Source organism: Streptomyces sp. SYP-A7185, assembly GCF_046103685.1.
GTDB lineage: Bacteria > Actinomycetota > Actinomycetes > Streptomycetales > Streptomycetaceae > Streptomyces.
In genome coordinates, this window is sequence record NZ_CP122310.1 from 6,052,905 (window position 1) to 6,077,365 (window position 24,461).

The 24,461-nt window shown below is 72.8% G+C and carries 25 protein-coding genes and 1 pseudogene; 17 read left to right on the forward strand and 9 right to left on the reverse strand.

Going from position 1 to position 24,461, the window contains the following annotated elements:
* Window positions 1-7 precede the first annotated feature (7 nt).
* The 6 genes and pseudogenes from mshB to QBL25_RS26685 all read left to right on the forward strand — a co-directional run bounded on the left by mshB (window position 8) and on the right by QBL25_RS26685 (window position 6,224).
* Window positions 8-982, forward strand: a complete 975-nt coding sequence (gene mshB, locus QBL25_RS26660) for an N-acetyl-1-D-myo-inositol-2-amino-2-deoxy-alpha-D-glucopyranoside deacetylase (RefSeq protein WP_409059500.1) — start codon at window positions 8-10, stop codon at window positions 980-982.
* On the forward strand, window positions 979-1,437 hold the full coding sequence (locus tag QBL25_RS26665; protein WP_409059501.1) for a DUF6113 family protein: 459 nt from the start codon (window positions 979-981) through the stop codon (window positions 1,435-1,437). The genes mshB and QBL25_RS26665 overlap by 4 nt, the downstream gene beginning before the upstream one ends.
* 170 nt (window positions 1,438-1,607) lie before the next feature.
* Complete coding sequence (locus QBL25_RS26670; protein WP_409059502.1) at window positions 1,608-3,815, forward strand: hypothetical protein; 2,208 nt, start codon at window positions 1,608-1,610, stop codon at window positions 3,813-3,815.
* Window positions 3,816-4,042: 227 nt separating this feature from the next.
* A pseudogene (locus QBL25_RS26675) lies at window positions 4,043-4,345 on the forward strand (ABC transporter permease); the annotation flags it as partial.
* A 32-nt stretch (window positions 4,346-4,377) separates the two neighbouring features.
* Window positions 4,378-5,598, forward strand: a complete 1,221-nt coding sequence (locus tag QBL25_RS26680; RefSeq protein WP_409062790.1) for a sensor histidine kinase — start codon at window positions 4,378-4,380, stop codon at window positions 5,596-5,598.
* Window positions 5,595-6,224 carry a response regulator gene (locus QBL25_RS26685; RefSeq protein WP_409059503.1) on the forward strand — a complete coding sequence of 210 codons (630 nt, stop codon included), beginning with the start codon at window positions 5,595-5,597 and terminating at the stop codon, window positions 6,222-6,224. The genes QBL25_RS26680 and QBL25_RS26685 overlap by 4 nt, the downstream gene beginning before the upstream one ends.
* A gap of 18 nt (window positions 6,225-6,242) precedes the next feature.
* Here QBL25_RS26685 and QBL25_RS26690 read toward each other — a convergent pair whose 3' ends face one another.
* Both QBL25_RS26690 and QBL25_RS26695 read right to left on the reverse strand, forming a co-directional pair.
* Window positions 6,243-7,088 (reverse strand): transglutaminase family protein, encoded by an 846-nt coding sequence (locus tag QBL25_RS26690; RefSeq protein WP_409059504.1) that lies wholly within the window; start codon window positions 7,086-7,088, stop codon window positions 6,243-6,245.
* Between the two features lie 69 nt (window positions 7,089-7,157).
* The gene (locus tag QBL25_RS26695) at window positions 7,158-7,709 is read right to left on the reverse strand and encodes a DUF2000 family protein (protein ID WP_409059505.1); all 552 of its coding nucleotides are present in this window, start codon (window positions 7,707-7,709) and stop codon (window positions 7,158-7,160) included.
* Window positions 7,710-7,758: 49 nt separating this feature from the next.
* Between QBL25_RS26695 and QBL25_RS26700 the strand changes: the two genes are divergently transcribed.
* Window positions 7,759-8,577: an AraC family transcriptional regulator gene (locus QBL25_RS26700; protein WP_409059506.1), complete on the forward strand. Its 819-nt coding sequence runs from the start codon at window positions 7,759-7,761 to the stop codon at window positions 8,575-8,577.
* 79 nt (window positions 8,578-8,656) lie between these two features.
* Here the strand turns inward: QBL25_RS26700 and QBL25_RS26705 are convergent, their stop codons facing one another.
* A complete protein-coding gene (locus QBL25_RS26705; protein WP_409059507.1) occupies window positions 8,657-9,493 on the reverse strand; it encodes a tetratricopeptide repeat protein in 837 nt (278 codons plus the stop codon).
* 40 nt (window positions 9,494-9,533) lie between these two features.
* Entirely contained in the window at window positions 9,534-10,553 is a 1,020-nt protein-coding gene (locus QBL25_RS26710) for a GNAT family N-acetyltransferase (protein ID WP_409059508.1), read from the reverse strand.
* Window positions 10,554-10,696: 143 nt separating this feature from the next.
* Between QBL25_RS26710 and fdxA the strand changes: the two genes are divergently transcribed.
* Together fdxA and QBL25_RS26720 are read left to right on the forward strand one after the other, a co-directional pair.
* A complete protein-coding gene (gene fdxA, locus QBL25_RS26715; RefSeq protein WP_030573070.1) occupies window positions 10,697-11,017 on the forward strand; it encodes a ferredoxin in 321 nt (106 codons plus the stop codon).
* 93 nt (window positions 11,018-11,110) lie between these two features.
* Complete coding sequence (locus QBL25_RS26720) at window positions 11,111-12,214, forward strand: bifunctional succinyldiaminopimelate transaminase/glutamate-prephenate aminotransferase (RefSeq protein WP_409059509.1); 1,104 nt, start codon at window positions 11,111-11,113, stop codon at window positions 12,212-12,214.
* 70 nt (window positions 12,215-12,284) lie between these two features.
* On the opposite strand, the gene QBL25_RS26725 is transcribed toward QBL25_RS26720, so the two are convergent.
* Complete coding sequence (locus QBL25_RS26725; RefSeq protein WP_409059510.1) at window positions 12,285-12,755, reverse strand: ATP-binding protein; 471 nt, start codon at window positions 12,753-12,755, stop codon at window positions 12,285-12,287.
* A 303-nt stretch (window positions 12,756-13,058) separates the two neighbouring features.
* Window positions 13,059-13,976, reverse strand: a complete 918-nt coding sequence (locus tag QBL25_RS26730; RefSeq protein WP_409059511.1) for a heavy metal transporter — start codon at window positions 13,974-13,976, stop codon at window positions 13,059-13,061.
* A gap of 62 nt (window positions 13,977-14,038) precedes the next feature.
* On the opposite strand from QBL25_RS26730, the gene dapE reads away from it, so the two are divergent.
* Together dapE and QBL25_RS26740 are read left to right on the forward strand one after the other, a co-directional pair.
* Window positions 14,039-15,130, forward strand: coding sequence for a succinyl-diaminopimelate desuccinylase (gene dapE / locus QBL25_RS26735; protein WP_409059512.1), 1,092 nt, complete (start codon window positions 14,039-14,041; stop codon window positions 15,128-15,130).
* Window positions 15,131-15,218: 88 nt separating this feature from the next.
* On the forward strand, window positions 15,219-15,971 hold the full coding sequence (locus QBL25_RS26740; protein ID WP_409059513.1) for a TIGR00730 family Rossman fold protein: 753 nt from the start codon (window positions 15,219-15,221) through the stop codon (window positions 15,969-15,971).
* A gap of 50 nt (window positions 15,972-16,021) precedes the next feature.
* Here the strand turns inward: QBL25_RS26740 and folP are convergent, their stop codons facing one another.
* Window positions 16,022-16,882, reverse strand: coding sequence for a dihydropteroate synthase (folP, locus tag QBL25_RS26745; protein ID WP_409059514.1), 861 nt, complete (start codon window positions 16,880-16,882; stop codon window positions 16,022-16,024).
* Between the two features lie 124 nt (window positions 16,883-17,006).
* Between folP and QBL25_RS26750 the strand changes: the two genes are divergently transcribed.
* Window positions 17,007-17,411, forward strand: a complete 405-nt coding sequence (locus tag QBL25_RS26750; RefSeq protein WP_409059515.1) for a DivIVA domain-containing protein — start codon at window positions 17,007-17,009, stop codon at window positions 17,409-17,411.
* Window positions 17,408-18,001 carry a DNA-3-methyladenine glycosylase I gene (locus QBL25_RS26755; protein ID WP_409059516.1) on the forward strand — a complete coding sequence of 198 codons (594 nt, stop codon included), beginning with the start codon at window positions 17,408-17,410 and terminating at the stop codon, window positions 17,999-18,001. The genes QBL25_RS26750 and QBL25_RS26755 overlap by 4 nt, the downstream gene beginning before the upstream one ends.
* On the opposite strand, the gene QBL25_RS26760 is transcribed toward QBL25_RS26755, so the two are convergent.
* Entirely contained in the window at window positions 17,998-18,798 is an 801-nt protein-coding gene (locus QBL25_RS26760) for an enoyl-CoA hydratase/isomerase family protein (RefSeq protein ID WP_409059517.1), read from the reverse strand. The two genes, QBL25_RS26755 and QBL25_RS26760, sit on opposite strands and share 4 nt — an antisense overlap.
* A gap of 320 nt (window positions 18,799-19,118) precedes the next feature.
* Here QBL25_RS26760 and QBL25_RS26765 point away from each other — a divergent pair, with 320 nt between their 5' ends.
* Window positions 19,119-19,286, forward strand: a complete 168-nt coding sequence (locus QBL25_RS26765; RefSeq protein ID WP_003966491.1) for a DUF3117 domain-containing protein — start codon at window positions 19,119-19,121, stop codon at window positions 19,284-19,286.
* A gap of 98 nt (window positions 19,287-19,384) precedes the next feature.
* Here QBL25_RS26765 and QBL25_RS26770 read toward each other — a convergent pair whose 3' ends face one another.
* Window positions 19,385-20,083 (reverse strand): O-methyltransferase, encoded by a 699-nt coding sequence (locus QBL25_RS26770; protein ID WP_409062791.1) that lies wholly within the window; start codon window positions 20,081-20,083, stop codon window positions 19,385-19,387.
* A gap of 153 nt (window positions 20,084-20,236) precedes the next feature.
* Between QBL25_RS26770 and sigE the strand changes: the two genes are divergently transcribed.
* The 3 genes from sigE (at window position 20,237) to QBL25_RS26785 (ending at window position 24,387) form a co-directional block, all read left to right on the forward strand.
* A complete protein-coding gene (sigE, locus tag QBL25_RS26775; protein ID WP_409059518.1) occupies window positions 20,237-21,004 on the forward strand; it encodes an RNA polymerase sigma factor SigE in 768 nt (255 codons plus the stop codon).
* On the forward strand, window positions 21,001-22,092 hold the full coding sequence (locus QBL25_RS26780) for an anti-sigma factor family protein (protein WP_409059519.1): 1,092 nt from the start codon (window positions 21,001-21,003) through the stop codon (window positions 22,090-22,092). The genes sigE and QBL25_RS26780 overlap by 4 nt, the downstream gene beginning before the upstream one ends.
* 666 nt (window positions 22,093-22,758) lie before the next feature.
* On the forward strand, window positions 22,759-24,387 hold the full coding sequence (locus QBL25_RS26785; RefSeq protein ID WP_409059520.1) for a trypsin-like peptidase domain-containing protein: 1,629 nt from the start codon (window positions 22,759-22,761) through the stop codon (window positions 24,385-24,387).
* Window positions 24,388-24,461 lie beyond the last annotated feature (74 nt).

Sequence of the window (24,461 nt, forward strand, 5' to 3'; positions counted from 1 at the left end):
TGGTCCCATGACGGAACTGCCCGCCCGGCGTCTGCTGCTCGTGCACGCGCACCCCGACGACGAGTCGATCAACAATGGCGCGACGATGGCCAAGTACGCGGCCGACGGCGCCCATGTCACGTTGGTGACCTGCACGCTGGGCGAGGAGGGCGAGGTCATCCCGCCCGACCTCGCCCATCTCGCGCCCGACCGCGAGGACGCGCTCGGTCCGCGGCGCATCGGCGAGCTGGCCGCCGCGATGAAGGAGCTGGGGGTCACCGACCACCGCTTCCTCGGCGGCACCGGCCGCTACCGCGACTCCGGGATGATGGGCATCGAGCAGAACCACCGCCCGGGCGCCTTCTGGTCCGCCGATCTCGACGAAGCCGCCGCGCACCTCGTCGAGGTGATCCGCGAGGTGCGGCCCCAGGTGCTCGTGACGTACGACCCGGACGGCGGGTACGGCCACCCCGACCACATCCAGGCCCACCGGGTCGCGATGCGCGCCGCGGACCTCGCGGCCGAGAGCGCCTTCCGCGCCGATCTCGGCGCACCGCACACCATCGACAAGATCTACTGGAACCGCGCGCCGCGCTCGGTCGTCGAAGAGCGGTTCCGGTGGATGGCGGGTGCCCTGCGGCACACGTCGTTCACGACCCCCGGCGTGCCCGCGGACGTGCCCGGTGTGACGGACGACGAACGCATCACGACGGAGATCGACGGAACGGCCCACGCGCGGGCGAAGGCCGCGGCGATGCGCGCGCACGCCACCCAGATCGAGGTGCAGGGTCCGCTCTTCGTCCTGTCGAACGGGCTCGCGCAGCCGGTCTTCGACGTGGAGTACTACGAGTTGGTGCGAGGAGAGGCAGGTGCGGTGGACGGCGGACGTGAGACGGATCTGTTCGCGGGGCTCGCGGGAGCCGCGGGACCTGCGGGAGCCGCGGGACCTGCGGGAGCCGCGGGACCTGCGGGCACGGGAAACGAAGGGGTGACGCCGCGATGAGCACTCGTTCGCGTGCCACGTCCACGCCGGGCTCCGGCTCGTCCTCCGCGGCCCCGCCGCCGGGCGGCGGCTTCCTGGCCCAGCCGCTCAACTTCGGCCGTCTCGCCTCGTACGCAGGGCTTTTCGTGCTGGGGGCGCTCATCGGCACCGCCGGTGCGCTCGTCCAAGGGGGCTGGTTCCCGGGCGGGTTGCTGCTCGCGCTCCTGGGGGCCGCGGGGCTCTTCTACGGAGGGGTGCGCCTCTTCGGCACCAGAGCGGGGGCGGTGGCGCCGGCGGCGGGCTGGCTCGTCTCCGTCATGCTGCTCACGGCCACCCGGCCCGAGGGGGACTTCCTCTTCGGCGCGGGACTCGGCTCGTACGCCTTCCTGCTCGGCGGGATGGCGGTCGCTGTGATGTGTGCCACCCTCGGCGTACGACCGCAACCAGCCGGGCCCGCCGCCCGACTTGGCAAGTGACGTACCACTTCAGCCCGTGTCCTGCCCGGGTTTGACGGCGGTCACAGGATGAGTGCGGACGGCGGCCAGTATGGTGGTGCGCGCCGCCGAGCCTCCCCCAGCCTCCGGCCGGGGGGAATCCCCCTCCGCGCGGGGAGCACGGGCGGTGGAGCCAACCGGGAGAACCTGCCTTGAGTCGTGAAACTGACAGTTCGTCCTCCGGGCCCCAGGGGCGCGGTGGAGCCGCTTACCCCTCGGGGACGCCGCCGTACGGCTCCCCCGCGCAGGGTGCCGCGTCGGACGGCGCCGCGGACGGCGCACAGCGGCAGCCCGCCGAGGGGCGGCCCGACGAGCCCAAGACCGAGACCACGCTGACCACGCGCATCCGGATCAACATCCCCGGATCGCGGCCCATCCCCCCGGTCGTCATGCGCACGCCCGTCGTGGACACCGACCCCGGTGCGTCCCGTCCACTGAACGCGGGCCGTTCGTCGGACGGGTCCGACGGCGGGGACGCCACGGCGCGCCCGGGATCCGCGAACGGCGCGGGCGGTCCCGGCTCCGCCGGGCTGCCCGCCGCGGGCTCCGCGCCCGCCGGACCGTCCTCCGCCGGGCCGCAGACGCCCTCCGCTCCGGCGGAGGAGAAGACGAGCGACTGGTTCGCGCCGCGCAAGAGCGGCGGGGGAGCCGGCGGGAACGGCACGTCCGGGACCCTCGGCCAGGGATCGAACGGCTCCGGTACGGGCTCCTTCGACGTGTCCGGCGCCGTGGCGTCCGGCCCGCTCGGCACGGGTGCGCCGCAGGGCGGCGACGCGCAGCGCGGTGACCTGCCGTACTTCTCCGGAGGCGGCGCGGGCGACGACGGCCGCGGACCGTCCGGTCCGACCAGCGGACCGATGACCGGCGAAGGCCCCATGGCGGCCAAGCCCGCCGGTCCGTCCGGTCCGTCCGACCCGGCCAACCCGGCGGGCCGCGCGAACCCGATGGCTTCGCCGAACCAGGGTGTTCCCGGCAACACAGGCAGCACGAGCAACACAGGCAATTCGGGTTTCTCGGGCAATCCGGGTGGTCCGGGCAATCGCCCCCATGCCGCCAATCCCGGCAAACCCGCCAATTCCGGCAACCCCGCCGCCCGTTCGGGTGCGGGCGCGCCCGTCCTGGGCGACGACACCGCCATCCTCACCCCGCAGAAGGCCGGCCCCCTCCAGGGCCCCGGCGGCGGCCCGGTCCACGGCGGCCCCGGTTCCATCCCCGGCGGCCCCAGCGCGCCGACCCCCGGCACCAACGTCTCGGGCGACACCCTCACCAGCGGTATCCCCGTCGTACCGCCCGCGCAGAACTCGCCGTTCGCCGCGGGCCCGCAGGGCGACGGACCCCTGCCGCACACCCCGCCCAAGCTGCCCGAGCCGGTGCAGCCGAACGTGCCCGCCGCCGCGGCCCCGGCCAAGAAGAAGGGGCGCAACAAGCTCGTCCTGGTGGCCGTCGCCGTGGTCGTCGTGGCCTGCGGTGCTTACGGCGCCGGTCTCCTGATGAACCACGCCGACGTGCCGAAGGGCACCACCGTGCTCGGCGTCGACATCGGCGGCGGCACGCGCGACGAGGCCGTGAAGAAGCTCGACGCGGCGATCGGCCAGCGCGTCGCCAAGCCCCTGAAGCTGTCGGTCGACGGCGAGACGGTCTCGCTCAAGCCGGACCAGGCGGGTCTGACCTTGGACAGCCAGGCGACCGTCCGCGAGGCCGCGGGCAGCGACTACAACCCCGTGTCGGTGATCGGGTCGCTCTTCGGCGGCGCGCGCGTCGCCGAGCCGGTCATGCCCGTGGACGAGGAGAAGCTGGCGGCCGCCCTGGAGCGCGCCGCGGGCGGCTCCGGCACGGCCAAGGAGGGCACGGTCAAGTTCGTGCCCGGCAAGGCCGTGCCCGTGTACGGCAAGGCGGGCAACGGCATCGACGTCGACGCCTCCACGAAGGCCGTGTCCGACGCGTACAAGAAGCAGGTCGAGACCGGCAGTGCCGGTACGGTCGAGGTGCCCGTCACGACCCGCAAGCCGACCGTCCCGAACGCCGAGGTCGACAAGTTCATGACGCGCTTCGCGAAGCCCGCCATGTCGGCCAACGTGACCATCAAGGCGGGCACCGCCTCGATCCCGTTCGGCCCGGCCAAGTCGCTGCCGAAGGTCCTGGAGACGAAGGTGCTCAAGAACGGCACCCTCCAGGTGCACTACAACACCGTCGAGCTCAAGAAGCTCTACGGCAACGTCTTCGACGGCATCCTCATCCAGCGCGGCAACGGCGAGAAGACCCCGGTCCAGCCGACGGACGTGGCCGCCGCGATGAACAAGGCGCTCATCGGCAAGACGCCGGCCAAGCGGGTCGGAGTGATCGAGACCAACGCCAGCTGATGCGCTGACCTCCACGCGACGCCGGGCGGCCCCCTCCTGTGGGGCCGCCCGGTTCTCGTCCGGCGCGGCATGACATCTGTCATCCCGGAGCCGGCACACACGACACTGCCGCCACCGCCCCGCCCCCCGCGACGATGGGGCGCATGACGACGACCGCAGCACCGCCCGCCACCGCGGTGAGCTTCGACACGGCGAGCAAGAGCTACGGCGACGTCCGCGCCGCCGACGCCCTCACCGCCGTCCTCATGGGCGACAGCGAGCGCATCGCCAAGCAGCGCGAGAACGGCTGGGTGGGCCGGCTGTGACCGGCGCGATCTGGGCCGGCAGCCTCTGCTTGGCGGCGCTCGGCCCGGCCATCGGCCACCTGGCGACCAGCCTGGCCGCCGACCCATGCGTACGCTGCCCTCGGACAGGCCATCGAACCGGGCGACGCCCCGCACGCGAGGGACATCGCGCTCCTCGCCGGGTACTTCGTCCTTTTCGCGGGCGGCGCCGCACGGCTGTACCGGAAGGACACATCGAAGGCGTGAACGAGACCGACCGCTCCGAGCGGGCGCATCCGATGGACACCTTCGGGCACCCGGCGTCCGGCCGCCGGCAAGTCCTCACCAAGGTGCTCTGGATCGGCATCTGGCTGGTCTTCCTGGCCGGTCCGGTGCAGGACCTGCTGGGCACGGAGCGCGGCGCCGCGGCGAAGGCGTTCGGCTGGCTCGGCCTCGCCGCCTTCGTGTGCTGCTATCTGACCCTGGTCTTCCGCTACACCTCCAAGGTGTCCGAGTGGCGCGTGGTGCACGCGTCGTTCGCCGTGCTGCTCGCGCTCGCGATCGTCCTCTCGTTCGCCTTCGGCACGGCCTGGCTCGGACTCTTCGTGTACGTGGCCGTCTCCGCCGGGGCCGTCCTTCCGCTGTGGCACGCGACGTGGGTCATCCCGGCCGTCACCGGCGTCATGGTCGCCGTGGGGCTGCGCACCGACAGCGTCAAGGACCTGCTCGGCAGCCTCGCGGTGCTGACCCTCCTCGTCGGCTTCGCGATGACCGGCGTACGCCAATTGGTGCGGACGACCATCCAGTTGCGCCAGGCGCGGGCCACCGTCGCCCAACTGGCGGCGAACGAGGAGCGGTTGCGGCTGGCCCGGGACCTGCACGACCTGCTGGGGCACTCGCTCTCCCTCATCACGCTCAAGAGCGAGCTGGCCGGGCGGATGCTCCCGGACCACCCCGACAAGGCCGCGGCCCAGGTCGCGGACATCGAGCAGGTCAGCCGCCAGGCCCTGGTGGACGTGCGCGCGGCGGTCTCCGGCTACCGCAGGCGCACCCTGGCCGGTGAGCTCGCGGGCGCCCGTACGGCGCTGACGGCCGCCGGTGTCGAGGCCGACGTACCCCTGGAGGTGCCCGGCGCGCTGCCCGCCGAGCAGGGGGAGACGGCGCTGGCCTGGGCGCTGCGCGAGGCGGTGACGAACGTCGTGCGGCACAGCGGTGCGCGCCGCTGCACGGTGGCGCTCACGTCACGGCACACCCTGGACGGGCCGGTCGTCGAGCTGTCCGTGGAGGACGACGGCAGGGGCGGTTCCTCCGCCGCCCGGGGCAACGGCCTCACCGGCCTGACCGAGCGGGTGGAGGCGGCCGGCGGCGCCGTCGACGTGGGGCCCGGCACCCGGGGCGGCTTCCGGCTCACGGCCCGGGTGCCGCTGGGCGTCGGCGCGGGCGAGGCCAGGGGCGAAGGCGGTGACATCGGCAACGGCGCGTCCGCCCGGGGATCTTCACCCCTAGGATCCTCCGCATGAGTACGAACAGCGGGAGCCCCGCCGTCCGGGTGCTCCTCGCCGAGGACCAGTCGATGGTCCGCGAGGCGCTGGCGGCGCTCCTCGGTCTTGAGCCGGACATCGAGGTGGTCGCCCAGGCGGCCCGCGGCGACGAGGTCCTCGCGGCGGCCCGCGAGCACGCGGTGGACGTGGCGCTCCTCGACATCGAGATGCCCGGCCGCACGGGCATCGAGGCCGCGGCCGAACTCCACGCGGAGCTGCCGGAGGTGAAGATCGTCGTGCTCACCACCTTCGGCCGGCCCGGCTACCTCCGCAGCGCCATGGAAGCGGGCGCCGACGCCTTCCTCGTCAAGGACGCGCCCGCGGCCCAGCTCGCCGACGCGGTCCGCAAGGTCCTCGCGGGGGAGCGGGTCATCGACCCCACGCTCGCCGCGGCGGCCCTCGCCGGGGGCGCGAACCCGCTGACCGACCGCGAGCGCGAGGTCCTGCGCGCCGCGGCCGACGGAGCGACCAACGCCGAGCTGGCCACGGCCCTGCACCTCTCCGCGGGCACGGTCCGCAACTACCTCTCCACGGCCATCCAGAAGCTCGCCGTGCGCAACCGCGCCGAAGCGGTCAAGGTGGCCCGGGACAAGGGCTGGCTCTGAACCACCGGCTGCCGGGCCTCAGTTCAGCATCGCCCGCGCCCCGTGTGCCTCCTGGCGCAGCCGCACCGCCGCCGCCTCGTCCGTGGCGGCCAGGGCGTCGGCGTACGTCTCGATCTCCAGGGCGCCCGCCAGGAAGTCGCCGCGCCGGACGAGCAGTTGGGCCCGGTCGTAGTGCAGCCGGTCGGAGTGGGCGGGCAGCAGCAGGGAGAGTTCGACGGCCCAGAGCGCGACGTCCGAGCGCTCGGGGCGGGCCGCCGCCCACGCCCGGATGTTGTTGAGGACGCGCAGGACGATGTCGAGGGGCCCGGCGGGGCTCAGCATCGACGGCACGAGCGGCGCGCCCGTGGCCCCCGCCACCAGCAGCTCCGCGTCCATGGCGGACAGGACGCGCCCTCCCGCGAACGGATCGGCGAGTACCTGTTCCTCCCGCGCGCCGAAGCCGACCACGAAGTGGCCGGGCAGGGCCACCCCGTGGACGGGGACGCCCGCGCGCCGCGCGACCTCGATCCACACCACCGACAGGAGGATCGGCAGGCCTCTGCGCCGCCGCAGCACCTCGTGCAGCAGCGCGGAACGAAGGTGCTGGTATTCGCCGGGCCTGCCCTTGAACCCGTACCGCGCGCCGAGCAGTTCGGCCAGCGCGAGCGCCCAGGACCGGGGGCCGCCGGTCCGGTCGTCGGTCAGCAGCTCCGCCAGCTGGCCGGCGAGGCGGTCGAGGATGCGCGGCGCCGCGCGCAGGCCCGCGTCGTCGAGATCCGGGTCGGCCTCCGCGCCGATCAGCAGGCACAGCAGCGCGAGATCGGGCCGCGCGGACCGTGCCTGATCGGCGAAGAGGCGTCGCCGCTCCGGGGATTGGGGGTGCATAGCTGCTTCGTGCCCGGCCGGGCCGATCGCTAGCGCTCCGATCTCGCCCCGGGCCCGCGCCCCCGTCGGTCAAGGGTGCATCCGGGCCCCTTTGAGGACCTTGTCGACCGCGTTGCGCGGCCCGTGGACCAGGATCCCCACCAGGTCGAGGCGGCTCTTCGGGACGGCCCGCACGGCGGCCCGGTTGTCGCGGTCGTTGCCGGTGGCGAACAGGTCGGACGTGAACACGGCCCGCGGCAGCGCACGGGAGAGCGCGCGGCCGTGCGCGGCGGTCAGGGTCTCCTTCGACCCCTCGAAGACCATCACGGGCTGGCGGAACATCGGCAGGTAGGGGGTGCCGTCGGCGTCCTCGTACGGCTCGCCGACCACCTCGGGCACCGTCGTGCCGAGCCCGCTGACCAGGAACGCGGTCACATTCAGGCGCTGCCAGGACTCCAGGTCGTCCCGGAGCAGCACGGCGATCTTCGTGTCGAAGCGGACGGGCACGGAGTCCGTGACCTCGCTCACGCCGGTGACGGCGCCCGCCGGGGCCGCCGCGGCCTGCGGGGCGCCCGTGGCGGCCTGTGCGGCCTTCGGTGCGGCTTCCTGCCCGGCGTTCTCTGTCTCAGGGGTGGTTCTCATGCGTCGAGACTGCCGAGTGGGCCCCTGTCCCGTCTTGTACGTTCTTTGCATGGTGGTCCGGCAGGAGATATCCGCATGGCGCCCGCCGGTCGCGGGTGTCGTGGAGGTCTTCCACGCCCACTTCACCGAGCACGCGTACCCGATGCACGTCCACGACGCGTGGACCCTCCTGATCGTCGACGACGGAGCCGTCCGCTACGACCTGGAGCGCCACGCGCACGGCACACCCGGCGACACCGTCTCCCTGCTGCCGCCCCAGGTCCCGCACAACGGCTCGCCCGCCACCCCGGAGGGCTTCCGCAAGCGCGTGCTCTACCTGGACATGACGCAGCTGGACGCGAGCTTCATCGGCCCCGCGGTGGACGGCCCGGACTTGGTCGACCCCGTCCTGCGCCGCCGCGTGGGGCAGCTGCACGCGGCCCTGGCGCACCCGGGCGACGAGCTGGAGGCCGAGAGCCGCCTGGCCCTGATCGGCGAGCGGCTGCGCGGCCACCTGCGCCCCAGGATCACCCCCGAGGCGCCCGGCGCCCCCTCCCGCGCCCCCGGCCGGGGCGTCGCGCGGGACCTCCGTGACCTCCTCGACGAGCGGCTGCTGGACGGCGTGACCCTGGACGAGGCCGCGCGCCTGGTCCACGCCCACCCCACCCATCTCGTCCGCGCCTTCAGCGGGGCCTTCGGCATCGCGCCGCACCAGTACGTGATGTCCCGCCGCGTCGACCACGCCCGCCGGCTCCTGCTGGCGGGCCGGCCCGCGGGCGAGGTGGCGACCGCCGCGGGGTTCTACGACCAGTCGCACCTGACCCGGCACTTCAAGCGGGTGGTGGGCATCGCTCCCGGACGCTACGCCCGTACGAGAGCGACCGGGTGAGCAAAGACCTTACGTGGGAGGGCTGTTGGGCAAAGGCTCTACGTGGGAGGTCAGTTGCGCAACAACCGCGCCTGGAACGTCAGTTGAGCATGGCCCGTGCCGCCCGGGCCTGGTCCCTGACCCGGTCGGCGGTGGTCGGCTCCACCGTCGTCACCACGTCGGCGTACTCCTCCAGCTCCGCGGCCCCCTTGAGGAAGTCCCCGCGCTGGACCAGGAGTTGAGCCCTCTCGTAGCGCAGCCGCGCCGGATGGGCGGGCAGCAGCAGGGAGAGTTCCACGGCCCAGAGGGCGACGTCCGAGCGCTCGGGGCGGGCCGCCGCCCACGCCCGGATGTTGTTCAGGATGCGCAGCACGATGTTCAGCGGATCGGCGGGCGTCAGCATCGAGGCGGACACCGTGCCGCCCGACGACCCGGCGACGAGCAGTTCCGCGTCCTCGCCCGTGAGGATCCGGCCCCCGGCGAACGGATCGGTGAGGACCTGCTCCTCGCGGGCGCCGAAACCGACCACGAAATGACCGGGCAGCGCGACGCCGTAGACGGGTGCGCCCGCCCGCCGCGCCACCTCGATCCACACCACCGAGAGCAGGATCGGCAGCCCGCGGCGGCGCCGGAGGACCTCGTGGAGGAGGGAGGACTCCAGGCGCTGGTAGTCGGCGGGCGTGCCCATGAACCCCTGGCGTGCGCCCAGGAGTTCGGCGAGCGCGGCGGCCCACTCGCGGGCTCCGCCGGGGCGGTAGGGGAGCTGCCCGGCGAGCCCGTCCAGCTCGATCTGCGCCGCGTCGATGCCGTCGTCGCCGAGCTCCGGGTCGGCCTCCGCGCCCAGCAGGAGGCACAGCAGGGACAGGTCGGGCCGCTCGGACCTGGCTTCCTCGGCGAACCGCCGCCGGGACGCGGCCGTCCTTGACTCCTCGTGCATGCGTGCCTCGTGCCTTACTTACCGCGCCGGCCGGTAGGAGCTACCGGGCCGACGGGTATCGATAGTGGTGGTACGTGTGGTGCGCGGCGAAGCCAAGACCGCCGTACAGCGCCCGCGCACCCTCGTTGTCGTCCTCGACCTGTAGCCAGGCCGCCGAGGCGCCTTCGGCGAGCGCCTGCCGGGACAGCGCGGCCATCACCGCGGTCGCCAGTCCCTGCCTGCGGTGCGCCGGATCCACCTCGACCGCCATGAATCCCGCCCAGCGCCCGTCCACGACGCACCGCCCGATCGCCGCGGGCCCCGTCTCGGGAGAGGCCCCGGGCACGGAAGCGAACCACACCGAGGGGCCGCCCGCCAGCACCTTGTCCACATGGGGTCCGGCGACCCCGAATCGCTTGTAGCGCCGCAGCCAGGCCTCGTCGAAAGAGCGTGCGAGACGCACCTGTTCCACGCCTGCTCCGGGCACGTCCAGATCGCCGAGGGGCGCGAGAGCGCCGATGTGGAGCTCCGCGCTCACCTCGCGCTCCCAGCCCCGCTCCTCCAGGTGCGCGCAGAGCACCTCCTGGGTGCCTTCCGCCCCGGTCGCGGTCTGGATGTACGCGGGCAGCTCCCGCGCCGCGTACCACTCGCGCACGTAGGTGAGGGCGTCGTCCAGCGGCCGGTCCGGATCGCCCGCCGGCAGCACCGAGTTGGCCCGCCGGGTGAATCCGCCCGCCGCGCGCAGCTCCCACGCGCCGAGGAGCTCGCTCTCCACGGGGGGCCAGGCGCGGGCGGACACGCGGGCCAGCTCCGCGTAGGAAGCCGCCGGGCCGCGCCTGCGGGCCGGGGCGGCGGGGACGACCTTGCCCGCCACCAGGGAACTTTCCACGATGCGGACACGCTCACCGTCGCGACGTGTGATCAGTACCACACCGTCGTTCCACGATGTGAGAACACCCACCGTGTCAGTGAACTTGCCGGCCGGGCCAGTCCCTTCGTACAGGCGCCGAACGGAGACCCGTTTGCCCACGTCAGCAGGGGTGATGCGCACCTCAAGCCGTCCGCCCGCAGTGAATTCCACAGCTCTGTACGCCCCTCCTGTTCGGATCATGCCCGGGAACGGAGATACTAGAGGCGGGCATCGACGACGCCGCGCTCCCGCGCGCCAGGCGAGCGGAGCCTGAAGACGGCCCGCCAACGCCCGTATCGAGGAGGAACGACAGCGTGACCTACGTCATCGCGCAGCCTTGTGTCGACGTCAAGGACAAGGCGTGCATCGAGGAGTGCCCGGTCGACTGCATTTACGAGGGCTCCCGGTCCTTGTACATCCACCCGGACGAATGCGTCGACTGTGGAGCCTGTGAACCGGTCTGCCCGGTCGAGGCGATCTTCTACGAGGACGACACCCCGGAAGAGTGGAAGGACTACTACAAGGCGAACGTCGAGTTCTTCGACGAGCTCGGATCGCCCGGTGGTGCCAGCAAGCTCGGTCTGATCGAGCGCGACCACGCCTTCATCGCCGCATTGCCGCCGCAGAACCAGTAACGGCGGCTTGAAGCGCCGCCCCGGTCCCGTACGGCACACGTCGCCGTACGGGACCGAGGCATTTGCCCATACACGCAGCACGGGAGTCAGCACGTGTCCGTAGTCTCCGGTCTCTCCGGCCGCCTTCCCGCCTTCCCCTGGGACAAGCTCGAGCCGTACAAGGCCACGGCGGCCGCCCATCCGGGCGGCATCGTCGACCTGTCGGTCGGCACCCCGGTCGACCCGGTGCCCGAGCTGATCCAGAAAGCACTGGTCGCGGCGGCGGACTCGCCGGGCTACCCGACGGTCTGGGGCACGCCCGAGCTGCGGGACGCGATCACCGGCTGGTGCGAGCGGCGCCTGGGCGCCCGCGGCATCACCCACCGGAACGTCCTGCCGGTCGTGGGCTCCAAGGAGCTGGTGGCCTGGCTCCCGACGCAGCTGGGCCTGGGCCCGGGCGACGTCGTCGCCTACCCCCGCCTGGCCTACCCGACGTACGAGGTGGGCGCGCGGCTGGCCCGCGCGGAGTACGTCGCGTACGACGAACCGACGGAGCTCGACCCGACGGGGCTCAAGCTCCTCTGGCTCAACTCGCCCTCGAACCCCACCGGTCGCGTCCTGTCCAAGGACGAGCTGATCCGCACGGTCGCCTGGGCGCGCGAGCACGGCGTGCTCCTCGTCAGCGACGAGTGCTACCTGGAACTCGGCTGGGAGGCGGAGCCCGTCTCGGTGCTCCACCCGGACGTGTGCGGTGGTTCGTACGAGGGCATCGTCGCCGTCCACTCGCTCTCGAAGCGCTCGAACCTCGCGGGCTACCGCGCGGCGTTCGCCGCCGGTGACGCGGACGTCCTCGGCGAGCTGCTCCAGATCCGCAAGCACGGCGGCATGATGACGTCCGCGCCGACGCAGGCGGCGGTCGTCGCGGCGCTCGGGGACGACCAGCACGTGCGGGAGCAGCGCGAGCGGTACGCGGCCCGCCGTACCGCCCTGCGCGATGCCCTCCTGAAGCACGGCTTCCGCATCGAGCACAGCGAGGCGAGCCTCTACCTCTGGGTGACCCGCGAGGAGTCCTGCTGGGACACCGTCGCCCACCTCGCAGGGCTCGGCATCCTCGTGGCTCCGGGCGACTTCTACGGGCCGGCGGGCGCCGAATTCGTACGGGTGGCCCTGACGGCGTCGGACGAGCGCGTGGCGGCGGCGGTGCGGCGCCTGGCCTGAGCGGGCCGGCACAGACGTGACGAGGGCCCGGAGCCACTGGCTCCGGGCCCTCGTCGGGTGTGCGCGGGGATCAGCCGATCGGCAGGCTCTTGACCGGCAGCTGGTCGGTGGGCAGGCCGCCCTTGGTGACCGCGTCCGTCGGCAGGCCGCCGCCCACGGCGTCGGTGGGCAGGCCGTCCTCGGTGGCCGTGCTCGCGGTGTCGCCGACCACGTCACCGGCGTTGCCCGCGAGGTCGCCCGCGGCCTTCTGTGCGACGGGGGTGGTGGTCTTGGCGCCCGAGCCGACGACCTTGCCCGCGGTCGGGACGCCCTTCTTCACGGCCTTGCTGCCGGTCTCGCCCGCGAGTCCGGTGGTGTTCTGCGCCGCGCCGTCGACGGTGTCGCCCAGACCGGCACTGTCCAGAGCGGTGACGCCGCCCAGGTCGGGGGTGGCCGGAAGCTCGGCGGCGCTTGCGGAGCCGGCCGCACCGACCACGGGAGCCGCCCCCGCTGCGATCAGCAGCGCGGCGCGGGCGATCCGACGGGTCAGGGGGAGGGACATGATGCTCCTTCAGACGGGAGAGAACGGTGGGGTGTCCGGCCGGATGGGGTCCGGCGCTCGGACGCAGTGACTACCGCTCGAAGTCCTCGAAGGTTGCGGTGGCCCGACGTAAAGAATCCGCAATGCATCGCATAATCGGCTGTGGATAAAAACGGGCAAAAGGATCAGCTCGCGCGGGTCTGCTGAAACGTCAATGCCCTGTGTTCGCAAGGGGCCCGGCAGGTGTGGGGAGGGGCGCGCGAAAGTCTGGACGGCCCATCGCCCGCCAGTGATCAGCGTGACTCGTTCGGGGGACCGCCCGCACTACTGACCAAGGACGATTCGGACCTGGTCCGCGCCCGTCCTGGCCCCCGTGGACGGTCCGCCCGCGCCCGCCTTGCCCGGCTTGCGCCATTCCTGCCCGGAGTCGGCGCTCCACTCCCGGCCGCCGTACGTGACGCGCTCGATGCCGAGCTCCGACGCCCGGGCCACCGCCCACTGCGCGAGCTCCCAGCCCCGCTGTTCGGCGCGGCCCTCCGCGCCGCCCGCCACGGAGTCCACCGGCACGGTGACCGTGCGCCCGCCGCTCCGGGGCGTCACGTCCCGGCCGAAGTCCCGCACCAGGGCCTTCGTCACCTTCGCCGGGTCGCCCGGGTCGTCGGCCGTGCGGCCCTCGCAGGTGAGGGTGGCGGGCGCGCGGCCCGTCAGCGCGGCGGCGAGCAGCGCGGCGTCCGGCTCGTGCTTCGCGTACGCCTGGGGGTAGCCGCTGCGCTGCACGCGCTGCGCGGCGACCGTCAGGGGCAGCCGTGAATAGCCCGGGACGTCCTTCAGATGGGCGTAGAAGCGCTCCGCGGAGTACGCCGGGTCCATGATCTGCTTCTCGTTGCCCCAGCCCTGTGTGGGCCGCTGCTGGAAGAGGCCGAGCGAGTCCCGGTCACCGTGGCTGATGTTGCGCAGCCCCGACTCCTGGAGCGCCGTCGCCAGGGCGATCGTGATCGCGCGCTCCGGCATCCCGCGCGAGGTGCCCACGGCGGCGACCGTGGCCGCGTTCTGCGCCTGGTCGGCGCCGAACTCGTAGCTCGCCCCGTCGCCGTTGCCCGAGACCACCCGGCAGCGCGGGTCGGCCTTGCCCCCGAAGACGTACTGCACGGCCACATAGGCCACGAGCGCGAGAAGGACCGCGACGGCGGCCCCGATGCGTACGAGGCGGCCGCGCCGGACGAGGGTGGGGGGCTCAGGCACGCGACCAAGGTACTGGAGGGCACCGACAGGGCCGTGCGCCGAGGGGCGTTAGGGTCGAAGCCATGGCCCAGACCTCACACGAAGCGTCGCTCGACCTCACGCTCGACGCCGCCGCGCTCACCGCCCAGCTGGTCGATTTCCCCTCGCCGAGCGGCCAGGAGAAAGCCCTCGCGGACGCGATCGAGACGGCGCTGCGCGGTCTGCCGCACCTCACGGTGGACCGGCACGGCAACAACGTCGTGGCGCGCACGCACCTGGGCCGGGCCGAGCGCGTGATCCTCGCCGGGCACATCGACACGGTCCCGATCGCGGACAACGTCCCCTCCCGCCTGGACGAGGACGGCGTCCTGTGGGGCTGCGGCACCTGTGACATGAAGGCGGGCGTCGCCGTCCAGCTGCGCATCGCGCAGACGGTGACCGAGCCCAACCGCGACCTCACCTTCGTCTTCTACGACAACGAAGAGGTCGCCGCCCACCTGAACGGCCTCGGCCACGTCGCCGAAGCCCACCCCGACTGGCTCGCGGGTGACTTCGCGGTCCTCCTGGAGCCCACCGACAACCAGGTCGAGGGCGGCTGCCAGGGCACGCTGCGGGTCCTGCTGAAGACGAAGGGCACGCGCGCGCACTCCGCGCGCGCGTGGATGGGCTCCAACGCCATCCACAAGGCCGCGCCGATCCTGGCGAAGCTCGCCGCGTACGAGCCGCGCACACCGGTCGTGGACGGCCTGCGGTTCCACGAGGGCCTCAACGCCGTACGCGTCGAGGGCGGTGTCGCGACCAACGTCATTCCCGACGAGTGCACCGTCGTCGTGAACTTCCGCTACGCCCCGGACCGCTCCGAGGACGAGGCGCTCGCCTTCGTGAAGGACTACTTCGCCGACTGCGAGATCGACGAGTTCGTCGTCGACGACCACACCGGCGGGGCGCGCCCGGGCCTGAACCACCCGGCCGCCGCGGCCTTCATGGCCGCCGTCGGCGGGAAGGCCTTCCCGAAGTTCGGCTGGACGGACGTCTCGCGCTTCAGCGCGCTCGGCGTGCCCGCCGTGAACTACAGCCCGGGCGACCCGCTGCTCGCCCACAAGATCGACGAGCGCGTCCTTGCCTCGCTGATCCCGGAGGCGGAGAAGCGGCTGAGCGACTGGCTGACATCCTGAGTTCTGTTAAGGATGCGACGCCTGTAACGCCCGTAGACCTACGCTGAAGTGGCACGTCGAGCAGGACCGTCAGCGGAAGGGGACGTTCATGGGCAGTCCAGCAGGGCAGTACCCGGAGGAGCAGCACTTGGGGCCCGTGGTGCGGCGGCGAGAGCAGATCACCCCCGGCACGACGGACCAGCGGCTCCTCGACTCCGACGCCGAGGGTGAGTCGGAGTGGGTGCACACCGACCCCTGGCGGGTCATGCGCATCCAGTCGGAGTTCGTGGAGGGCTTCGGCGCGCTCGCCGAACTCCCCAGCGCCATCAGCGTCTTCGGATCGGCGCGCACCCCGGTCGGCTCGGTCGAGTACGAGGCGGGCATCCGCATCGGCAAGGCGCTGGTCGACGCGGGCTTCGCCGTGATCACCGGGGGCGGCCCCGGCGCCATGGAGGCGGCCAACAGGGGAGCGCGGGAGGCCAAGGGCGTCTCCGTGGGCCTCGGCATCGAGCTGCCCTTCGAGCAGGGCCTGAACGAGCACGTCGACATCGGCGTGAACTTCCGCTACTTCTTCGTGCGGAAGACCATGTTCGTGAAGTACGCGCAGGGCTTCGTGGTCCTGCCCGGCGGTCTCGGCACCCTGGACGAGCTCTTCGAGGCGCTCACCCTCGTCCAGACCCGCAAGGTGACCCGCTTCCCGATCGTCCTCTTCGGCTCGGCGTACTGGGGCGGTCTCGTCGACTGGCTGCGCGACACGGTCGTGGCGGGCGGCAAGGCGTCGGAGCACGACCTGCACCTCTTCCACGTCACGGACGACGTGGACGAGGCGGTCTCCCTGGTGACCAAGGAGGTCGGCCGCTAGCGCGCGGCCGGGCCGCGCCGGGCGGTTCGCACGGGGTCCGTACGCGGGTCCTAGGCGAGCCCCCGGCGGGCCACGGCCGGATCCCGGTGCCCGGCGATGGTGGCGACCATGTCGAGCACCTGCCGGGTCTCCGCGACCTCGTGCACCCGGTACACCTGCGCCCCGAGCCAGGCCGACACCGCGGTCGTGGCGAGGGTCCCCACCACCCGCTCCTTGACCGGCTTGTCGAGCGTCTCGCCGACGAAGTCCTTGTTGGACAGGGACACGAGCACGGGCCACCCGGTGTCCACCATCTCCCCGAGCCGCCGCGTCGCCTCCAGGGAGTGCCGCGTGTTCTTCCCGAAGTCGTGCCCGGGGTCGATCATCACGGACTCGCGCGGCACCCCGAGCGCGACCGCGCGCTCGGCCAGGCCGAGGGTGACCGAGAGGATGTCGGCCATCACGTCGTCGTACGTCAGGCGGTGTGGGCGGGTCCGCGGCTCGGCGCCGCCCGCGTGCGTGCACACCAGGCCCACGCCGTACCGCGCGGCCACCTCGGCGAGCCGGGGGTCGACCCCGCCCCACGCGTCGTTCAGGAGGTCCGCCCCCGCCTCGCAGACCGCCTCGCCGACCTCGTGCCGCCAGGTGTCGACGCTGATGACGACCTCGGGGAACCGCTTGCGCACGTCGGCGACGAAGCCGACCGTACGCCGCGCCTCCTCCTCGGCGGTCACCTCTTCGCCGGGGCCTGCCTTGACCCCGCCGATGTCGATGATGGCGGCGCCCTCCGCCACCGCCTGCTCCACGCGGGCGAGCGCGGGCTCGTCGCGGAACGTGGCGCCCTGGTCGTAGAAGGAGTCGGGGGTCCGGTTCACGATCGCCATGATCACCGGCTCGTGCGCGTCGAATTCACGCCTGCCAAGCCTGAGCATCCCCGGTGAGCCTCCTCTGTCGGTGCCGTGGTTCGGCCGCCTGCGACCTTAACCGTCACGGGGTCATGGCACGATCGGACCCTGACAGTTTCAGCACGGCAGTCGAGCGTGGGGGCCTGAAGAGATGGTCTTGTTCTTGTTCCTGGTCATCGCCCTCGTCGTGGTGGTCGGCGCGGTGACCCTGGCCGTGGTGGGCGGAGGGGAGCGCGCCGTGCTGCCCGACGTCGCGGCGGAGCGGTTCACCGATCCGCTGCCGCAGGACCGCGCCCTGCGCCGCGCGGACGTGGAGGCGCTGCGCTTCCCGCTGACCCTGCGGGGCTACCGCATGTGGGACGTGGACGAGGCGCTCGGCCGCATCGCCGCCGAACTGGCCGAGCGTGACGCCCACATCGCGGAGCTGGAGGCGGCGCTCGCCGGCGCCCAGGCCACCGCGGTCGGCGGCGCGGGACTCCTCAAGACGCACGCCCCGGCCGCGCTCCAGGACGAGCCGGAGCCGAAGGACGCGGCCGAAGGGGAGGACGGGCGATGAGCGGCGACGCCGTGGCGGGTCCGGACGGCAGACTCCGCTGTCCGTGGGGCCTGTCGACCGAGGACTACGTCGCGTACCACGACGAGGAGTGGGGCCGCCCGGTCCACGGGGACGACGCGCTGTACGAACGGCTCTGCCTGGAGGCCTTCCAGTCGGGCCTCTCCTGGATCACGATCCTGCGCCGCCGCGAGGGCTTCCGCGCCGCCTTCGCCGGGTTCGAGATCGCCGAGGTCGCGCGGTTCACGGACGCCGACCGGGAGCGCCTCCTGGCCGACCCCGGCATCATCCGCAACCGCGCCAAGGTCGACGCGACGCTCGCCAACGCGCGCGTGCTCGCCGGCTGGAGCGCCGGAGAGCTCGACGCACTCATCTGGTCGTACGCGCCGGACCCCGCGTCCCGCAAGGCACCGGGCGCGCTGGCCGACGTACCGGCGATCACGCCCGAGTCCACGGCCCTGTCCAAGGACCTGAAGAAGCGCGGCATCCGGTTCGTCGGCCCGACCACGGCGTACGCCCTGATGCAGGCCTGCGGCCTGGTGAACGACCACCTGGAGGACTGCGTGATCCGCGTCCCGGGAGCGGCCGCCTAGCGGCCGAGGTACTTGGGCTTGGCCTTGTCCAGGAAGGCCTGGACGGCGATCGCGTGGTCCTCGGACGCGCCCGCCTTCGCCTGGAGCTCGTCCTCCTTCTCCAGGGCCTCCTCCAGGGTGTGGCCCGCGGCGTAGGCGAGCGACTCCTTGAGGGCCCCGTAGGCGAGCGTGGGGCCCTCGGCGAGGGTGCGGGCCACCTTCTCCGCCTCCGCGGCCAACTCCGCCTCGGGGACGACCTTGTTGGCGATGCCCAGGTCGTACGCCTCCTGCGCGCCGATGTTGCGCGGGAAGAGCAGGAGATCGCTCGCGCGGCCGGGGCCGATCACGCGCTGGAGCGTCCAGGAGACGCCCGAGTCGGCGGTCAGGGCGACCCCGGCGAAGGACGTGTTGAACCGTGCGGTGTCCGCCACGATCCGGTAGTCGGCGGCGAGCGCGAAGCCGAGGCCCGCGCCGGCCGCCACGCCGTTGACGCCCGCGACGACCGGCTTGGCCATCCCGGTGAGCGCCCGCAGGACGGGGTTGTAGTGCTCCCGCACCGTGCTCATCGTCTGCCCGGTGCCCGCCGCGCGGTCCGCCATGAGTGAGCCGACGTGTTCCTTCAGGTCCTGTCCCACGCAGAAGGCGCGCCCGGTCGCGGTGAGCAGTACGGCACGGACCGCGGGGTCCGACCCGGCCGAGCGCACCGCCTCCCGCAGCGCGACCTTGGCCTCGACGTTCATCGCGTTCATCGCCTCGGGGCGGTTGAGCGTGATGGTCGCGAGCCCGTCGCTCACCTCGTAGAGCACGGTGTCGGCCATGGTGTATCCCCTCCGGTGGTCCTGCGGCGGTCATCTTTGTCCGAGCCCAGCATGACGGAGATCATCGGGCTCCGACATGAGGGGAGATATGTGACCTGCGTCAAAGAATTCCTGGCCGTCGAGGGGTAAGAAGTGGCGCAGTATCGCAGCCACATCGCCGAATTGAGTGGTTTTGCGGGCGCGCGTTGCGCAAGCGATGCAGACCGATGTTGGTCATCGGGTCCCGCCATGCGGGATAATGGCCTGGAAGCAATGTGTTCGATGCCGGTGACACCTGGGTTGTCGGCTGCGATGAGCTGGTTTCAGGAAGGGGAACGAGCATGGCGGCCATGAAGCCGCGGACGGGCGACGGCCCGCTCGAGGTGACCAAGGAGGGGCGGGGCATCGTCATGCGCGTTCCGCTCGAAGGCGGCGGACGACTTGTCGTCGAACTGACTCCGGACGAGGCCGATGCACTCGGCGACGCCCTGAAGAAGGTCGTCGGCTGACGCGGAAGCGCCCACACTTTTTCACTGCCCCGGCATCGTCAAGACATGCCGGGGCAGTGCTATGTCCGGTGCGGGCGGGTCCGGTGCCCCGCGGAGGGTCAGCGCTTGACGGCGCAGAGCAGCCCGTCGCCCACCGGGAGCAGCGCCGGCATCAGGTCCTGGCTCTCGCGCACGGTGCGCAGGAGCTCCCGGATGCGCAGCACCTCGACGGGCTGCGGGCCGGAGTCCACGGTGCGGCCGTCGGAGAAGGCGCCCTCGAAGCAGACGAGCCCGCCGGGGCGGAGCAGGCGCAACGATTCAGCGAGGTAGTCCAGGTACTCCGTGCGGTCGCCGTCACAGAACACGAGGTCATAGCCGCCGTCCGCGAGACGCGGCAGTACGTCGAGTGCGCGGCCGGGGATGAACCGCGCGCGGTTGCCCGCGAACCCGGCGGCGCGGAACGCCTCACGGGCGAACTGCTGGCGGTCGGGTTCGGGGTCGACGGTCGTCAGGACGCCGTCGGGCCGCATTCCGTGCAGCAGGTGGAGCCCGGACACGCCCGTGCCCGTGCCGATCTCGGCGACGGCCTTGGCGTCCGCGGTGGCGGCCAGCAGGCGCAGCGCGGCGCCGGTACCGGGAGACACCGAGGGCAGGCCCGCGTCCTCGGCCCGGTCACGGGCCCAGCGTGTGGCCTCGTCCTCGGCGACAAAGGCGTCGGCGAACGCCCAGCTCGTCTGCCGGTTGCCGGTAATGGCCCTCTCCTGTCCCCGTGGATGCCTGGCCGTGACTGTATCCGTTGGGGGTGGGAACCCGCAGATGGGACCGGGCGTTTAGTAGGGGTAGGCGGACCCCGGGGGTAACGAATGGATCAAGACTGGCTGCGGGCCCTTCGACCAGGCAGGACAGCGGGCAAGAAGCCCGTACCAAATTCCAGTAAAAACGCTTATCCGGAGCTAACGGGCGAGGTGGTTATGGTAGGGGCTCCACTGGACACCACCAGAGCCGACAGGGGAGGTGCGGCTGCGTCCGCGGATCGGGGAGGAGCGCTGAAGCGCTTTCTTCGGTTGGCGGGTGAGCCGAAATCCGTGACCGAGACCGCTGACCGTTTCCACACCGCCAGTTCCGCTCAGACCGCGACCTTTGCCGCTGACGCGGAATCGCAGGCGTGGACTCCGCCCACCTGGGAGGAGATCGTCAGCACGCACAGCGGACGGGTCTATCGCCTGGCGTACCGCCTGACCGGCAATCAGCACGACGCCGAGGACCTCACGCAAGAGGTCTTCGTCCGTGTCTTCCGGTCCCTGTCGACCTACACCCCCGGCACGTTCGAGGGCTGGCTGCACCGCATCACCACGAACCTCTTCCTGGACATGGTGCGCCGCAAGCAGCGGATCCGCTTCGACGCCCTCGGCGACGACGCGGCCGAGCGCCTCCCCAGCCGTGAGCCGTCACCGCAGCAGGTCTTCAACGACACGCACTTCGACGCGGACGTGCAGCAGGCGCTCGACACCCTCGCCCCCGAGTTCCGCGCGGCCGTGGTCCTGTGCGACATCGAAGGTCTCTCGTACGAGGAGATCGCCGCGACCCTGGGCGTCAAGCTGGGCACGGTCCGCAGCCGTATCCACCGTGGCCGCTCGCAGCTGCGCAAGGCCCTTCAGCACCGGTCGCCCGAAGCCCGCGCCGAGCGCCGCTCGCTCGCAGGAGCCGTGGCGCTGGGAGGAGGGGGCGCGACCGCGTGAGTGGATCACGGTCGAATCCTGCCGAGCGGCATCTGGCCGAGCAGCATCTGGGGGACCGACTCGCCGCCCTGGTGGACGGTGAGCTCGGCCATGACGCGCGTGAGCGGGTCCTCGCTCATCTCGCGACCTGTCCGAAGTGCAAGACCGAGGCCGACGCCCAGCGGCGGCTCAAGAGCGTCTTCGCCGAGGCGGCGCCGCCGCCTCCCTCCGAGAGTTTCCTCGCCCGGCTGCAAGGCCTTCCCGGCGGCGGCAGTGAGCCTCCTTCCGGGCCCAAGGCTCCCGGCGGCGGCTTCGCCACCGCGGACAGCGAGTCGGGGCTGCCGCCGAGCGGTGTCTTCGGCGTGCGTCCGGAGACCTTCGGCTACGCGCCATCGGGCAGCCATGCCGCGGTGCTGCCGAGTTCCGGGCGCGGTTTCCGCATCCATGACGTCGACCGCCATGACGTCGACCGCCGTGACGTCGGGCGCCACGAGGCCGAGCGGTCGCTGTGGCGCGGGCGCCGGTTCGCCTTTGCCGCGGCCGGGGCGGTGTCGCTTGCCGCGATAGCCCTGGGCGGCGTCACGACGGGCATCCCCGCCGACCCGGGTGACCCGCGCGCGGGTTCCGGCAGCAGCAACAGCTCGGGCAGCAGCACCTCGGGCAGCAACAACAGCAACGCCTCGCCGACGCGCTCGCCGGGTGCGGCCGCCAGCGTGGCGCCCGACTCCGTCCGCCGCCGGGGCAGTGGACTGCTCTCCGTGCAGGGCCAGCGTCCCGGGGTCCTCGCGGCGCCGGTCGCGCCGACGCAGGCGACCGGGCCCCTGCTGCCCGGAGTGCCCGCTCGGGGGCCTCGCGTCCAGCAGCCCCAGCCCGTCGCCGCGGGGCATCAGTTCGCGGCGCCGATGCTGACCGGTGCGGCGATCATGTCCCCGCTGATCCGGCCGCTCACCCCGGTCGTCCGGCCCGGCACGTCCCTCGCGGGTACGGTCCCGCGGCTGGACGGGGTCTCCGGGGGCGGTGCGGCATCGAACGACGCGGCGGACCCCACGCGCGCCACGGCGTCGGCACCCGTGGAGGGCACGCTTCAGGGCACTTCGCAGATCCGCTGACGTGCCCTGCGCTTCCGCGCGGGAACCTGGTTGAATCCTCGGTGGGCCGTGCCTGCCCGAGGCGTGTGGCGGGCGCGGAGTTGAGCACGTGATCGGCGTTCGCCGTGAGCCAGGTGTGGGGAGAGCATGGACGAGGGCAAGCCCACGAAGGCGAAGTGGTGGAGCCGCCCCAGGTCGGCCTCCGAGGGGGAGCGGGGCGGCCCGGACGAGGCCATAGGCACCGCCCGAGCGGAAGACGCCTCGGGCGACTTCACCCTGGCCGCAGCGGTTCCGCCTGCCGCGGGACCTGACCGGACCTTGCCGGGGGCAGCCGAGGGGGCCCCACAGCCTGGGGCGAGCCTTGAGACGGCTGCACCCGGGGCCGGCGCCGGCGCCGAGACGACCCGCCCCGGGACCGGCTCCGGGCCCGCCGAGGGCCACGGTGAGCCCGCTCCCGACACCCCGGCTCAGGGCACCCCGGGAACGGCTTTCCCCACCCAGACGGGCACTGCCCCCGCCGGACCGGGCAACCCTGCCCGGGGCGACGCCGCTCCCGGCGGCTCGGCTTCGGGGGCCTCGGCCTCGGCGGTCGGCGCTCCCGGGCCGGGCGTTCCCGCTCAGGCGGGTAGTGCTCCCGCAGGGCCGGGTAATCCTGCCCCCGGTGACGCCGCTCCTGCTGGTCCGGCTTTGGGTGCCTCGGTCCCGGCGGGAGGAACTCCTGATCCGGGTTTTCCCAGCCAGACGGGCACTGCCCCCGGCGGCCGTGCCCCCGGTGACGCCGCTCCCGGTGGCTCGGCTTCGGGGGCCTCGGTCCCGGTGGGCGGTGGTTCCGGCTCCGGTGGCCCGTCGCAGGACGCCTCCGCCCCCGGCGTTTCCGCCGACCGGCCTCGTCCGTTGCACGATCCCGACCCGTACAGCACTCCGCCCTATGGTGAGCCCGGTCCCTGGGCGCCCGCTCCGCCCGTGCAGCACCCGGCGGCGACCCCCGCCCACGGCACGCAGGTCCCGGCGGCGAACCACGGCGGAACCCCGCCCCACGGCACCCCGCAGCCCCAGCCCCACCCGGGTCCCCAGCCCCCGCAGCCGTCCCACCCCCAGCCCCACCCCCAAGCCGTCCCGCCCCGGCAGGCCTATGACCCCTGGAACGCGCCCCTTCAGCAGAACGGGGCCGTTCCCGTGACTGCCGCGGACAAGGAGCGGCAGCGGAAGCGGGGGCGGCGGGTCATTCTCGTCGGGATCGCCGTCATCACCCTCGTGGCCGGAGGCCTGGGCGGGGCCCTCGGGGCCTACCTGGAGCGGAACGCCGGCGTCTCGGACATCGAGCTGCCGCAGGCGGACTCCGAGCACAAGGCCCGCGCCAAGGACAGCGTCGCCGGCATCGCGGCGAGCTCGCTGCCCGGCGTCGTGACCCTGCACGTCAGCGGCGACGACGCCCAGGGCACCGGCACCGGCTTCGTCCTGGACGGCAAGGGCCACATCCTCACCAACAACCACGTCGTGGAGCCCGCGGGGACCGGCGGCGAGATAACGGTGACCTTCAGCGGCGGCCAGACCGCCAAGGCGGAGGTCATCGGCCGCGACACGGGGTACGACCTCGCCGTGGTCAAGGTCTCCGGCGTACGCGGGCTCAGGCCGCTGCCCCTCGGCAACTCCGAGGACGTGCAGGTGGGCGACCCCGTGGTCGCCATCGGCGCCCCCTTCGACCTGCCCAACACCGTCACCTCCGGCATCATCAGCGCCAAGGAGCGCCCCATCACCGCGGGCGGGGAGAAGGGCGACGGCAGCGACGTCAGCTACGTCGACGCGCTCCAGACCGACGCCCCCATCAACCCCGGCAACTCCGGCGGCCCTCTGATGGACTCCGAGGCCCGCGTCATCGGCATCAACAGCGCCATACGCTCCGCCGACGACAGCTCCGCGCCCGAAGGCGGCCAGGCGGGCTCCATCGGCCTCGGCTTCGCCATCCCCATCAACCAGGGCAAGCGCGTCGCCGAGGAGCTGATCAACACCGGCAAGGCCGTGCACCCCGTGATCGGCGTCACGCTCGACATGGAGTACAACGGCGACGGCGCCCGCGTCGGCGACAAGGGCAAGGACGGCGGCCCGGCCGTGAACACGGGCGGCCCCGGCGACCGTGCCGGGATCAAGGCGGGCGACGTCATCACCGCCGTGGACGGCCGCCGCATCCACTCCGGCGACGAACTCATCGTGAAGATCCGCGCCCACCGCCCGAAGGACAGCCTTGAATTGACCGTCCGGCGAGCGGGAAAGGACCGGAAAGTGACGCTGGTGCTCGGCGCATCGGACGGGAACTGATCCACGTCCGTCGCCCAGCGGCTACCGGACGGACAGGAACGCCGGGTACCGTGGACCCGGTCCGGATGGCAAGG

What these genes read in the sequence shown, in the direction of transcription:
- mshB (WP_409059500.1), top strand. Translation starts at nt 8, where the DNA reads ATGACGGAACTGCCCGCCCGGCGTCTGCTGCTCGTGCACGCGCACCCC.
- QBL25_RS26665 (WP_409059501.1), top strand. Translation starts at nt 979, where the DNA reads ATGAGCACTCGTTCGCGTGCCACGTCCACGCCGGGCTCCGGCTCGTCC.
- QBL25_RS26680 (WP_409062790.1), top strand. Translation starts at nt 4,378, where the DNA reads ATGGACACCTTCGGGCACCCGGCGTCCGGCCGCCGGCAAGTCCTCACC.
- QBL25_RS26685 (WP_409059503.1), top strand. Translation starts at nt 5,595, where the DNA reads ATGAGTACGAACAGCGGGAGCCCCGCCGTCCGGGTGCTCCTCGCCGAG.
- QBL25_RS26690 (WP_409059504.1), bottom strand. Translation starts at nt 7,088, where the DNA reads ATGCACCCCCAATCCCCGGAGCGGCGACGCCTCTTCGCCGATCAGGCA.
- QBL25_RS26695 (WP_409059505.1), bottom strand. Translation starts at nt 7,709, where the DNA reads ATGAGAACCACCCCTGAGACAGAGAACGCCGGGCAGGAAGCCGCACCG.
- QBL25_RS26700 (WP_409059506.1), top strand. Translation starts at nt 7,759, where the DNA reads ATGGTGGTCCGGCAGGAGATATCCGCATGGCGCCCGCCGGTCGCGGGT.
- QBL25_RS26705 (WP_409059507.1), bottom strand. Translation starts at nt 9,493, where the DNA reads ATGCACGAGGAGTCAAGGACGGCCGCGTCCCGGCGGCGGTTCGCCGAG.
- QBL25_RS26725 (WP_409059510.1), bottom strand. Translation starts at nt 12,755, where the DNA reads ATGTCCCTCCCCCTGACCCGTCGGATCGCCCGCGCCGCGCTGCTGATC.
- dapE (WP_409059512.1), top strand. Translation starts at nt 14,039, where the DNA reads ATGGCCCAGACCTCACACGAAGCGTCGCTCGACCTCACGCTCGACGCC.
- QBL25_RS26740 (WP_409059513.1), top strand. Translation starts at nt 15,219, where the DNA reads ATGGGCAGTCCAGCAGGGCAGTACCCGGAGGAGCAGCACTTGGGGCCC.
- folP (WP_409059514.1), bottom strand. Translation starts at nt 16,882, where the DNA reads ATGCTCAGGCTTGGCAGGCGTGAATTCGACGCGCACGAGCCGGTGATC.
- QBL25_RS26750 (WP_409059515.1), top strand. Translation starts at nt 17,007, where the DNA reads ATGGTCTTGTTCTTGTTCCTGGTCATCGCCCTCGTCGTGGTGGTCGGC.
- QBL25_RS26755 (WP_409059516.1), top strand. Translation starts at nt 17,408, where the DNA reads ATGAGCGGCGACGCCGTGGCGGGTCCGGACGGCAGACTCCGCTGTCCG.
- QBL25_RS26760 (WP_409059517.1), bottom strand. Translation starts at nt 18,798, where the DNA reads ATGGCCGACACCGTGCTCTACGAGGTGAGCGACGGGCTCGCGACCATC.
- QBL25_RS26765 (WP_003966491.1), top strand. Translation starts at nt 19,119, where the DNA reads ATGGCGGCCATGAAGCCGCGGACGGGCGACGGCCCGCTCGAGGTGACC.
- sigE (WP_409059518.1), top strand. Translation starts at nt 20,237, where the DNA reads ATGGTAGGGGCTCCACTGGACACCACCAGAGCCGACAGGGGAGGTGCG.